Source organism: bacterium (assembly GCA_020444325.1).
Taxonomy (GTDB): Bacteria; Bacteroidota; Ignavibacteria; order SZUA-365; family SZUA-365; genus BM516.
In genome coordinates, this window is sequence record JAHLLD010000003.1 from 58,516 (window position 1) to 70,915 (window position 12,400).

At 58.8% G+C, this 12,400-nt stretch carries 11 protein-coding genes; 5 read left to right on the forward strand and 6 right to left on the reverse strand.

The features are described from left to right. Positions 1 to 15: 15 nt before the first annotated feature. On the reverse strand, positions 16 to 636 hold the full coding sequence (locus tag KQI65_05000; protein MCB2204086.1) for an SRPBCC family protein: 621 nt from the start codon (positions 634 to 636) through the stop codon (positions 16 to 18). Between the two features lie 306 nt (positions 637 to 942). Between KQI65_05000 and KQI65_05005 the strand changes: the two genes are divergently transcribed. From KQI65_05005 to KQI65_05025, 5 genes are all read left to right on the forward strand, one after another. Beyond that, the gene (locus KQI65_05005; protein ID MCB2204087.1) at positions 943 to 1,755 is read left to right on the forward strand and encodes a hypothetical protein; all 813 of its coding nucleotides are present in this window, start codon (positions 943 to 945) and stop codon (positions 1,753 to 1,755) included. After that, the gene (locus KQI65_05010; GenBank protein ID MCB2204088.1) at positions 1,755 to 2,543 is read left to right on the forward strand and encodes a DUF547 domain-containing protein; all 789 of its coding nucleotides are present in this window, start codon (positions 1,755 to 1,757) and stop codon (positions 2,541 to 2,543) included. The genes KQI65_05005 and KQI65_05010 overlap by 1 nt, the downstream gene beginning before the upstream one ends. A gap of 67 nt (positions 2,544 to 2,610) precedes the next feature. Beyond that, complete coding sequence (locus KQI65_05015) at positions 2,611 to 3,147, forward strand: hypothetical protein (GenBank protein MCB2204089.1); 537 nt, start codon at positions 2,611 to 2,613, stop codon at positions 3,145 to 3,147. Next, complete coding sequence (locus KQI65_05020) at positions 3,144 to 5,885, forward strand: PD-(D/E)XK nuclease family protein (GenBank protein MCB2204090.1); 2,742 nt, start codon at positions 3,144 to 3,146, stop codon at positions 5,883 to 5,885. Before KQI65_05015 ends, KQI65_05020 begins: the two co-directional genes overlap by 4 nt. Further along, positions 5,878 to 9,303, forward strand: coding sequence for a UvrD-helicase domain-containing protein (locus KQI65_05025; GenBank protein MCB2204091.1), 3,426 nt, complete (start codon positions 5,878 to 5,880; stop codon positions 9,301 to 9,303). Before KQI65_05020 ends, KQI65_05025 begins: the two co-directional genes overlap by 8 nt. Before the next feature lie 68 nt (positions 9,304 to 9,371). On the opposite strand, the gene KQI65_05030 is transcribed toward KQI65_05025, so the two are convergent. From KQI65_05030 to KQI65_05050, 5 genes are read right to left on the reverse strand one after another with little or no spacing between them, the layout of a single operon-like run. Next, entirely contained in the window at positions 9,372 to 10,223 is an 852-nt protein-coding gene (locus tag KQI65_05030) for an energy transducer TonB (GenBank protein MCB2204092.1), read from the reverse strand. Then, entirely contained in the window at positions 10,207 to 10,632 is a 426-nt protein-coding gene (locus KQI65_05035; GenBank protein MCB2204093.1) for a biopolymer transporter ExbD, read from the reverse strand. The genes KQI65_05030 and KQI65_05035 overlap by 17 nt, the downstream gene beginning before the upstream one ends. Then, positions 10,629 to 11,309, reverse strand: a complete 681-nt coding sequence (locus KQI65_05040; protein MCB2204094.1) for a MotA/TolQ/ExbB proton channel family protein — start codon at positions 11,307 to 11,309, stop codon at positions 10,629 to 10,631. The genes KQI65_05035 and KQI65_05040 overlap by 4 nt, the downstream gene beginning before the upstream one ends. Positions 11,310 to 11,356: 47 nt before the next feature. Then, on the reverse strand, positions 11,357 to 12,178 hold the full coding sequence (locus KQI65_05045; protein ID MCB2204095.1) for an HU family DNA-binding protein: 822 nt from the start codon (positions 12,176 to 12,178) through the stop codon (positions 11,357 to 11,359). Further along, complete coding sequence (locus tag KQI65_05050; protein MCB2204096.1) at positions 12,175 to 12,399, reverse strand: hypothetical protein; 225 nt, start codon at positions 12,397 to 12,399, stop codon at positions 12,175 to 12,177. Before KQI65_05050 ends, KQI65_05045 begins: the two co-directional genes overlap by 4 nt. Position 12,400: the final 1 nt, after the last annotated feature.

Sequence of the window (12,400 nt, forward strand, 5' to 3'; positions counted from 1 at the left end):
GCGAGCACTCAGGGATCACATGGTCCCTTCGCCGGTGGACGGCGCCGGAGGAGCGTTGTCCATCTCCATGTGATCGGAAGGAGGCGCAGGTGGCAGATCTTCTGAGGGCTTGGACTCGACAATGCCTTTCAGCGTCGTGAGTCCATGTTCGAACTGGGGACCGAGCTGCTGATCTATGAAGAGTCCGAACCACCGTTCGAGAGGCCAACCGAGAGTGCCTTCGTCCGTCCACGTAAGCTTCGTCCCGCCTTCTTCGGGCTCGAACATCCAGGTGTCGTATGATGTCATTTCATACGGGGCGGTGAAATCCACACGACTTTGTATTTCCCTCGGAGCCTGTACGTCGGTAAATGTCAGCGTCCCTGCCCCGATCACCTTGCCGTCCCAGCTCAATACCGCTCCAGCGCCGCGACCCGGATCGGAGTAGCTGAAATCCGCCTGGGGATCCTGCTCCTGCCAGGGACTCCATTTATCCCAATGCTCAAAGTTCGCAACATACTCGAACACGGTTGCCGGTTGTGCATTTATGACGACGCTGCGTTCGACCCTGTATTCCGACGGCAGAAACGCCGCGATAACCAGCAGCAGTCCCAGAATACCAATAATGGCGATGAGAAGAATTTTCAGTGCTTTCATCGGAACCTCGACAATGTGTAAAAGGGCGGGTCCCACATGGGGACGAACGGCATCGCTCTGTGGTGGTATCTGGCTGCGATGCGAATACGACGGGGTAGACAGAGGGAATGTAGCGGTCAGGGCGGAGGAGTGCAAATCATCGCAGAGAAACAAGTCTATGTTTCTTTTGAAGAAAATAGTATCTTTTTTAGGCCCTCCCCAAGCAAAGGATCTTTGCCTATGCATGTATTGACACATTCTTCACCCTCCGAAGTTCAATTCACACGTATGAAGCGTTTCATTTTTCCTTTCGTATTGGCGGTCGTTATGCTTTTTGCAGCACCGGCCGCGATGGCTCAGCTGTGGCCGCAGGACGGTGGGTACACCTATATGCGGCTGGGACTGCAGGGATTTCAGGGCAATGGTTATCACAATCTGACGGGCGAAGAACTCCCGTTGCAGCGCCTTGAAGAAAGCACATGGAAATTTTACAGCGAGTATGGCTATTCCCGCTTCGTCACCGGTATTGTGAGTCTGCCCGCGTACCGCACACTGCTCGTGCAGGAAAATGTCGATTCCCCCGTGCAGCGGGTGGAGGCTCCCGGTGATATCGAGCTGGGCCTTCGTATCGGCATCTGGCCTGGAGATCACGATGTCATTTTGCTCTCCGGTATCTTCGGCATTCCCATCGGGGAAACCGCCAGTGAGGCGGGACTGTGGTCGGGAGACGACGAATATGATCAGGCAGTGATGCTGGGATATGGTCATGAGTTCGCAGAGCTGCACGCGCACGTGGTCGTGCAGGGCGGGTACCATTTCCGCAATGACGGCTACAGCGACGAGATCATGTACGAGGGTGAACTGCAGTATCACCCATGGTCGTTTCTCGAAGTGCTGTTCCGCGTGCGCTACCTCGAATCGCAGGAAAATGGCGACCCGGCATTTTCTGGCGGCCGCTACGGATTCGGGAGCAACAACCGGCGTTTCCTTCGCTTCGGCCCCGAACTCTCCCTGTGGGTGACCGACAGTTTTGGCGTGCTTGCGTCGGTTTCGTCACTCTCGGGTGCGCAGAACATGCCATCCGCCCTGCAGTTCTCCACCGGGGTCTTCCTGTCCGTCGCCCCGACCAGGAGGAAGTAGTGCATCGCAGGCGCATCCCTGTTCACCTGATTTTTCTTTTGTCTGCTTTCGTCATTCCTCTGCTGCAGCCAGCGGTATCGCTCGCGCAGGAGAGTGGGGGCTGGGACAGCGTCAGTGATCGAAGCGGTGCGCCTGATCACACGGACTTCGACATGCTCTGTGGATTGCTTGTCGATGCGCAGGGAAACGTCCGTTATGAGGGGTTTCGCGTTCCTGCGTTCGAACGCTATGTGGCTGAACTCGGCAGCGTGCAGCTTGAGCAGCTTGGAGAAGATGCGCAGCTGGCCACCGCACTCAATGCCTACAACGCCTTTGTTATTCTCAACGTCATTCGCCACTGGCCGCTGGCTTCAGTGATGGATGTGCCGAATTTCTTTGATGAGCAGCGGTTTCTTTTCGGCGGACGTATGCGTTCGCTTCGCGAGATCGAGGATGCCATCCTGCGTCCCCTCGCCCCGGTGCTGTCACATTTCGCCACCTGTTCCGCGGCGAAGAGTTCGCCCCGCCTCACCCGCCACGCATACGCTGCCGGAGATGTCCGGGAACAGCTCCGCCGCCAGGCACGACGTTATTTTGCCGATACGGCATCGGTGCGCCTCGACAGAGAGGAAGGCGTGTTGTATCTGTCCATGATTTTTCGCTGGTTTCGAAAGGATTTTACGACAGTGTACGGGTCGCTGCGTCAGCTGGCACTGCGCTATCTGCCGCAGGACGATGCGCAATGGTTTGCTGCGCATGAGGCGGAAATCCGCTACATGCCGTGGGACTGGTCGCTGAACAGCCGCTGATCGCCCTGAATCGTGAAGATTGGGGTTTGCGGTTGCGCTGAATTCAGAATAAGTTGGATGGGCTGATATGGGACGATTGCTTCTGCCCCTTCTGCGCGCTTATGAAGTCGCTGAGGGTTTTCTCGCCGGAAACTATCCGGGACACGGGGATATTGAGGTCGCACGACAAAAACTTCGCACGATTGTCGATCTCGGTGTGACATCCATCGTCAACCTCATGGAAGAGGATGAGATGCACTGGCGCGGGGGAAGCATACGCCCGTATGGCGATCTACTGGAAGAATTGCCTGGAAACCCTCCGGTCATGCACCGTTTCCCTGTCATCGACATGCAGATCCCCTCCGTCCAGCACATGAAGGCAATTCTCGATCATATCGACGAAGTACTTGCATGCGATGATATTCTGTATCTGCACTGCCTCGGGGGAGTGGGACGCACCGGTACTGTCGTGGGCTGCTGGCTCGCGCGCCACGGTATCGCCACCGGTGAGGCTGCCCTGACAGAAATCTCCCGCCTGCGAGAGTACGATCCCATGCTCGACATGCCATCCCCGCAAACCGAGCAGCAGTGTCAGATGGTCCGGTCATGGGTTGAGGGGGCATGAACAGGAGCGGAGTGGAAATAACGGATGCACTGATGATGGATCTGCTTTCTTCCGGGGGAACGGTGTGCACATCTACCCAGCGCCTGGCAAGGGAGATTCGGCAACGATTTGACGCGCATATGCTGCGTGAGGGACGCACGGTATGGGCGTCACCCGATGTCGTTCCGTTTCCATCCTGGCTCGCCTCGGCTGTCGAAGAACAGGCGCTTTTCGGGCAGCACCTTCCCTTCGCAGAGGGGTCACCGGTCGCAGAGGGGTCACCGGTCGGACAGGAAGCAGCTTTTTCCGGGAGACGATTGTTAAGCGCGGCGCAGGAAACGCTGACCTGGGAGATGGCGATCGCACGAGCGGATGTGGAAAAACAGGTGCTGCAGACCGAGACACTTGCCTCCATGATGATGGAGGCGCATGCGGTCGAGCATCGCTGGCTCATGCGCGAAGGAGACCTCCAGCGGTATCATAGCGAAGCGAGCGCAGCATATATGCAGGTGCGTGCGGCGGTACGACAGATATGGAAGGAGGAGGGACTGCTGCCGCAATCGGCATTGCCGCGCATTGCGCTCGATCTCTTCCGCGCGTTTCCGGATCTGCTTCCGGAGCGCCTGCTGCTCGCCGGATTCGATTTACTCCCCGATGCTTCGCAGCGCGCGTTCTTCGCGCTCTATCGGCGTCACCGCAGTAGTCTGCCCGCTGCCGCCGCAGTGCCGGAGCAGCGGAGCGGCGACATCGAACGATATGAGAACCTCGAGCAGGAGGTATACGCCGCGGCGTTGTGGTGCAGGCAACTGCTTGAAGCCGGGGAAAATGATATTGCTGTTGTGTTCCCATCCCTTGATCGTGTGCGTCCCCTTGTCGAACGCGTATTTCGGGACGTCCTGCTGCCATCACGCAGCCAGGAGGATGTGGACGAGCAACGCAGCTTCTTCGAACTTTCGCTGGGTACGCGTTGCGCGCATGAACCCATCATGGCCGCGGCGATGCAGGGACTGGAGCTGCTGCGTCCACGAATTTCTGTCGATGCTGTGTGCGCCGTTCTGCGCAGTCCATTTTTCCACGGTGCTGCGACGCATCGCTCCCTGCGCGCACGCCGTGAACTGGATTTCCGGCGCCTGGGTGTGGACACGTTGACACATAGCGATCTGAGGCAGGTGCTGCGCGACGATGCTGAAGAAGACAACCTCGCTGAAGCCCTGTGGCTGCTGGAAACACCTTCTGGCAGCGTCTCATCTCGCGACTGGGCGGCACGCATCGATGCATTGCTGCGCGCGCTGGGCTGGCCGGGAGATCGAACGCTTTCAAGCAGGGAATTCCAGGCGCTGCGTCGCTGGGAGCGACTCGTGGAAGAATTGCTTTCCTTTGATGCCGTGCTCCCACCGATGGCCGTCACCGAAATGCTGGCGCGTTTCCGGCGCATGCTCACGGAACGGGTATTTCAACCGGAAAGCGGGCATGCACCGGTGCAGGTCATGGGCATGCTGGAAACGGCGGGATTGCACTTTGCGCACGCCCGTGTGGTGGGGATGAACGAAGAGCTCTGGCCGCCCCCTGCGCGGCCGCACCCGTTTCATCCCATACGGTTGCAGCGTCAGCTGCGTATCACGGATGGGGTACCCGAACGCTATCTCGAGCAGATGCGTGTCGTCACGCGCAGGGTTGAGCATATTGCAGACGATCTCGTTGTCAGCTGCAGTCGAGGAGAGGGAGACAGGGAACTGTTGCCCTCACCGCTGCTGCGGCATCGCACGATCCGCGACCTTTCTGTTCAGCCCTGGAGCTACGCAAGAAATATGCAGAAAGTGCATAATTCTGCAATGGAAGAGCGTCCCGCAGAAAGCATTCCCGCCATAAGCGCACAGGAGCATGTGCACGGCGGCGTGCGCGTGCTGACACTGCAGTCTGCCTGTCATTTCCGTGCTTTCGCCGAACTGCGCCTGCATACAGAGGAAGCGGAAATTGCGGAAGCCGGTGTGCGTCCCCTCGACCGCGGCACGCTGTTGCACGGCGTGATGGAGCGCGTGTGGCAATCGCTCGAGGGACATGCTGCGCTGATGCTGCTTTCGGACGAAGATTTGCTCACACGCGTTGATCGTGCCATTGAGGAGAGTGAGCGCGCGGCGTCGTCCCTCCGCAGTGCGCAATATGCAGCGCATGTGCGTCAAGCCGAGCGCAGCTGTCTGCGTCAGATTGCGTTGGAATGGCTGCGCGTTGAACGCGAGCGTTCCCAGTTTACCGTCGCCGCGGTAGAGGAAGAACGAACGGCCGCGGTCGGACCTCTTGCCCTGCGCCTGCGCATCGATCGGATTGACAGACTGCAGGATGGCAGTCTGCTGCTCATCGATTACAAAACGGGAAGGCAGGATGCGGGCGACTGGCTTTCCTCCCGTCCCCGTCAACCACAGCTGCCCCTGTACACCCTTACCGACGATGGTGATTACTCCGGCGTCACATTTGCGGAACTGCGGAGAGGCAGCTGCAGGTTTACCGGACTCACCCGCGATACCTCCATAATGCCGCAGCTGCAGGATGTGGAGAACTTTCTCGAAAAGCGCGGGGAGGACGCTGCCGACTGGCAGCAGCTGCGTGATGCGTGGCGCGAGGTGCTGACGGACCTGGCCACGGGGTTTTACGAAGGGAGCGCCGCAGTGAATCCCGCCAATGGTGCAACGACCTGTACCTACTGTCCGCTGCACGCTTTTTGCCGCGTACAGGAACTGCGCAAGGAGGGTGCCGATGTCTGATTCGAACTCCCTTTCATCGCAGCATGCAGCGGAAGAACTGCAGCACAATCTCGAGCAGCGTGACATCGAAGCCAGGAGTGAAGCGCTGGAGCCGGGGTATTCCTGCATCGTACAGGCGCCGGCGGGATCGGGAAAAACCGAGCTTCTGATACAGCGCTTCCTCGTCCTTCTTGCCGCCGTCGACGCGCCGGAAGAAATCATTGCCATCACATTCACGCGCAAGGCATCGGCAGAAATGCGCGTGCGCATCATGCTGGCGCTGGCAGAGGCCGAGTCGGGCGCGGAAGTGGAGGGACATGCCGCAGTCACACGTACGCTGGCCGAACGTGTGCTCGCGAGGGATGCGGAACGAAAATGGCACCTGCGGGATCAACCCTCGCGTCTGCGTATCATGACAATCGACGCACTCAATGGCTGGATCGTGCGGCAGATGCCCTGGCTCTCCGGCATGGGAGGAGTACCGGCGATCGCAGACGACGCGATGGAACTGTACCGCGAGGCCGTGCGGCGCAGCATGCTCGACGATGTGCACGATGTCGAACGACGTGCGCACATCACGCGTCTGCTCGAACATCTCGATAACAGGTATGGGACGATAGAGTCGCTGCTCGCACAGATGCTTGCGATCCGGGAGCAGTGGATGGATCTCGTCAGTGAGGAGGTGGAAATTCCCCGGGAAGCACGGAGCATCATTGAACGGTCGCTGACCAGCATTGTGACGGCACAGCTGCAAAAGCTATGCGCCCTGCTTCCGGAGGAGGAGCGCCGGGAAATTGCCGCACTCGGACAGCATGCCGCGCGGCAGCTTGAGGCGAGAGAGGACAGGAACGCCGGCGCGATGGCGGGATTTCTGAGCGGACCCACTGAACTCAATGAAACACCGGAATCGCTTGCCTCCTGGCAGGCAGCGGCGCAACTGCTGTTGACTGGAAGCGACACATTGCGGAGTCCGCGGGGCATCAATCGCACCCTGGGCTTTGAACGGGACGATACAGAAAAGCCGCGCATGCTGGCGCTTGTCGGACGGTTGGAAGGACAGGATGAATGCATCGCTCTGCTGCAGGATATCAGGCGTCTGCCCTCACCGCGTTTTACCGATGCGCAGTGGGACATTCTCTCATCGATACTCGAAGTGCTGCGCTATTGCGTCGGCGAACTGCAGTCTCTGTTCACGCAGCGTGGCATGGTTGATCATGCGGAAGTCGCGGCATCCGCGTTGCGCGCCCTGGGCAGCGAGCTCGATCCGACGGATCTCGCCATGATGCTCGAATATCGCATTCAGCATATTCTTGTAGACGAATTCCAGGATACGTCTGCCGGACAGTACCGGCTGCTCAGCCTGCTTACCACCGGCTGGATGCCGGACGATGGGCATTCGCTGTTCCTTGTCGGTGATCCGATGCAATCGATTTATCGCTTCCGGGAAGCTGAAGTCGGCCTGTTTCTCAGTATCTGGGAAGATGCACGTATCGGGTCGGTTCCACTGCGAACGCTGCGGCTGTACAGGAATTTCCGCTCGCAGGCGGGTATCGTGCAGTGGGTGAACGAGGTGTTCGCACAGGTCATGCCTGCGCGCAGTGATCCGGCCTCAGGCGCTGTGACGTATGTGCCCTCCGCCCCCGCAAAGCCCGAGAACGGCGAGGCAGTGCGCTTCATGCCAGTCTACAGTGGTGATCGTGCGGATGAAGCTGCAGGTATTGTTTCCCTGCTGCGTGAACTCGGACATGGGCGCAGCGAAGTTACTGCCGAAGAAACAGCAATACTTGTCCGCAGTCGATCACATCTCGCGTATGTCATTCCCGCGCTTCGCGAGGCGGGCATTGCCTTCCAGGCCGTGGATATCGAGGCTCTGGGCGCGCATCCTGCGGTGCAGGACATTCTCGCACTGACACGTGCCTTGCTGCATATGGCAGACAGCACTGCCTGGCTGGCCGTGCTGCGTGCGCCGTTTTGCGGATTGCAGCTTTCCGACCTTCACGCGCTCACTGCGTTGCGTGGAGAGCGAACGGTACTCGATGCCATACACGATGCGATAGTGAAAGAGGAGTACTCGGAGGATGCGGGGATTCGGCTGCGTCGCATCATGCCGGTGTTGGATGAGGCCATGGGTGAAGCGGGTCGCCGTCCCCTGCGGCTCCTTGTGGAACGCTGCTGGATCGGACTCGGCGGACCAGCATGCGTAGATGCGCAGGGCTTCGATGCTGTGGCGTCATATTTCGATATGCTCGAGATGCTGGTGCCCGGAGCGAATCTCGACAATCTTCGAGAACTCCATGAAGGAATCGAAAAGCTTTTTGCACCGCCGGATCAGGGGGATGCCCTGAGGCTGCAGGTGATGACCATTCATCGGGCAAAGGGATTGCAGTTCGATCATGTGATCATTCCCCGTCTCGACGGGACGCCGCCTGTTCGTGAGGAGCGCCTGATGATCTGGATGGACGATCCGGGTGCGAAGGGAAGTGGCTTCATCATCGCTCCGTTGCGGGAACGCGGTACCGAAAAGGAAGCAACCTATGCGTATGTGCAGCGTCGTCTGGCGGAAAAGGAAGAGCATGAGTACCAGCGGCTGTTGTACGTTGCCGTCACCCGTGCCCGCAGGCGTCTGTACCTGTCCGCCACACTGCGCATGAAGGAGGATGACCAGCAGGGGTTTGTGTTGCAGAAACCTGCTCGCAATTCCTTCCTTTCCGCGATATGGCCAGCGGTCGAGGATGAGGCGCAGCGGCAGAGTGCAGCCTGGCTTACCTCCGCACAGGAGGAGGATGTGATATCCCGTCCTGAGATTCGACTGCGTCGCCTGCGTGATGGATGGGAACCTCCGGCACTGCCGCCTCCGCTGCCTGTACGCGCATCCATCGATGTGGAAGACGTGTCCCACCCTGAAACAAGTGAACTGCCCTGGCATGCGGGCGAAGAGGCGAGACTGCGGGGAACTGCGGTGCATCGTGTTCTTGCGTGGATCGGTGCGCACGGTCTCGCCGCGTGGGAAGAGAAAAGTACCGACGAACAAGTATCAACGGTGACGCGCGTCCTTGAGCATGGCGGCAGTGCGGGCACAGGTTTGACACGTGCTGTCATCGACGCGGTGCAGGCGGTAACCGGGGAAGAGATGGGTCGATGGCTGCTCGCAGCGCATCCGGAGGCGCGGAGTGAGTGGGCGCTTACGGTGCATCATGCGGGGAGAAACGAGCGTGTGATCATCGACAGGACTTTTGTGGATGAAGAGGGGACGCGCTGGATTGTGGATTTCAAATCCGCGGTGCACGAGGGGGCAGACCTCGAGGGTTTCCTTGACGCACAATTGCGCATGCATCGCGCGCAGTTGCAGCGGTACGGAGAAATATTGCGCGCATTCGATGCGAGGCCGCAGCGGCTGCTCGTGTATTTCCCGATGTATCGAACGTGGAGAGAGCTGTAGGGTGGAAAAAACAACCCCTGTCACCGGGAGGGACAGGGGCTCATGGGGAAGGAAACGTTTCGTTTCACCTATTTGAGTTTGAAACTGAATACCGCCGTGCCGACCTGGTCGGCCTGTTTGCTGCTTTCGGGAAGGACGTTGAATTTCCATGTGCGCATCGCGGCGAGCGCGGCGCGTTCGTAGCGGGGGTCGCCCTTCTGTATGACGGTCATGCCGTACATGCTGCCGTCGGGTCGCACACGGAAGCGCACAGCAACCTGCACCTCGCGCGTCGCTCCCGGAGGGAAATCGGGAAGCACACCGCTGATACGGTTCCGCGATACACCGCCGTCCCACCGGATATCTGCGGAGCTGTGGGGGGTTGCGCTGAGCGAGCCAGGGTCGGAGGTGATGGCGGAATGATCGCCGGTGCCCGCGCCGCTGACATTGTCAGAAGACTGTACCGATGTGCTCAACCCCTGTTCACGTGATTCCTGGCGGGTGAAATCACCGGTGTGCATCGACGTACTGCGGTCCTGTTTTCCTCCGCCGTAATCCATGAAATCCACCGCGTCCTCGGTCCCACGCAGTTCTCGCGGAGCAGCCGGCGTTGACGGGGCGGCACGCTGCGCGCCGCGATCCCTTGCCGTGGATTCCGTACTCGGTGCCTGCCGGGCGGCAGACTGCTCGATGCTTGTCGTTCCGCTCCGGCGGGGTGAAGACGAACGCTGCGCCGTGGTTGTGGTCTGGACTCTGGGACGCGATTCCAGCCGTGGCGGTGGTGTCGGCAGACGAACCGGGGTGACGAAGGTCAGCTCGATTTCTTCCGGGAGCCTGCTGATATTCGGGAAAGCTGCCCAGAACACCATGATCAGCATGAGCAGGATGTGAAGGACGAGAGAAACGCCGAATCCTTTGACATCATCACTGTTGAGTGTCATGATCTTCTTTCATCCTGGTGGAAATAAAAAATCGTGTTGCGCCGATGCCTTTCGCTTCGTCCATCACGAACACGGCGCGGTCAAGGGGAACGTCGCGGTCACTCGAGAGCACGATGACCTGTTTTTCGGGATCCTTCAGCTTCTCTTCCAGTGCACCCCGAAACTGTTCGGGAGCAATTTCCTCGTTGTTCAAAAAGAGGCGTCCATCATTGAGCAATGCGACCACGATCTGTTCCTGCTCAGATGCGGTGGAATTCTTTGCTTCCGGGAGGGTCACCTTGATCCCTTCCGTGATGATGAAGGAAGAGGTGAGAAGGAAGAAAATGAGAAGCAGCAGGACGATATCCGTCAGCGATGAGTAGCTGAAAATACTCAGCGGCTTGTTGTCCTGATTGAGATGGATTTTCATGACTGGCTGCTCCGTGCCTGCTGACGGGCCGCCTGTGCCTTCTTCGCGGCTGCGAGCGCCTTGCGCTGCTCACTCTGCGCGATGTCAAGGAAGTCGTTGCAGCTGCTCTCGGTTTCCGCAACGAAGTGGCTCACGCGATTGACAAGGTAGTTGTACATGAAGTAGGCAGGGATGCCGACGATGAGTCCGAACGCGGTGGTCAACAGCGCTTCCCAGATGCCGCTTGCCAGCAGCTGGGGATTGACCACACCTTCGTTGACCTCGATGACCCGGAAGGCGGAAATCATACCCGTCACCGTGCCGAGGAAACCCAGCAGCGGCGTGATGCCGGCAATGGAAGCCAGCAGGCCGAGTCCCCGCTCCAGTTTGAACACCTCCATGCGCGCAGCGGCTTCCACGGCATCCTTCACATCCTGATGCGTGCCTTTCATTTTCAGCAGTCCCGCCCGCAGGATGTTCGACAGTGGTGAAGTGGCTTCACTGCACATCGTCAGTGCCGCGGCCATGTCACCCTTGCTCATTACGGAGCGAATCTGAAGGATGAATTTTCCGCCGTCGACTTTGACACGTGAGAGCGTAATCAGCTTCTGCACGATCAGCGTCACGCCGAGCAGCGATGCGGCCAGGATGATCCACATGATAATGCCGCCTTTGAGAAAGAGATCGAATACAGTCATCGAAGTCTCCGCTATAATGAATACTGTTTCTGTGTTCTGCGTTTCATCTATGCGCAGGGGAGGCGCTCTTCACTCCACGCCTGTCCGCTGCCGCTGCCCGGAACCACCGGGCGCTCCTCCTCACCGAAAAACATGCTGAATACAATCACCAGCATGATCACCGTCAGCACCAGCGCAACCACCACAAGTGGCCGCCTGCTTCGCTCCTTCGGAGGATGATAGAGCTGATCCCGGTTCCTGTAAAAAACCTCGTTATCCTCCTCTTCAGCCTCGCCCTTCCGGCTTCGTCCCTCCGGAACTACGCCGGGACAAGCGCTCTCGATTTCGATTTCGCTCTCGAATTCGCCTTCGCTCTCGATTTCGCCTTCGCCCTCGATTTCGATTTCGCTCTCGAATTCGCCTTCGCTCTCGATTTCGCCTTCGCTCTCGAATTCGCCTTCGCTCTCGATTTCGATTTCGCCCTCGAATTCGCTCTCGCCCTCGAACTCGCTCTCGCCCTCGTATTCCATTCGGGGGCTAAATAAGCTCTGCACTTCATCAACGACGGCTGCAACATCGATCATTTCATGCGCACCACCGTGCTGCACGTTTTCAAGCGATGCGGCTGGAATGAATTCGAGTTCCTGTTCATTGACGGATGCGTGTGCGTGAATGAGTACGGGATGTACCGCTTCGTATTTCACATTCTGCAGCGTGCCATTGTCCTGCAGCACCGGTGTCCATTCCCCGATTCCGTCGAGGCGAAGCGGATCGCCGGTACGAAGGGCAGATTTTGCCGCATCGAAGAAGGCATGCAGAAATACCTGTGCGCTGTGCTCCGGGATGCCGAGCCTGGTCGCGAGTCGCGCTGTCAGTTCATCACGCTTCACAATTCCTCCTCATCAGGTGGAAGGAGGGAGGTATGGGCACGGAAGCGCTCTTCCCCGGCCGACCGCAGCAGTGTCCCAAAGGTCATCAGCTCCACATCCTCATCGTGCTGACGGGCTTCACTGATGATTTCGAGAAGGGCATCGACATAAGACTGCACGACGGTGGAGTCCATTCCGAGTCGTGCAGCAGTGCGAATCGTTATGTCCTGCAATCCAGCCATA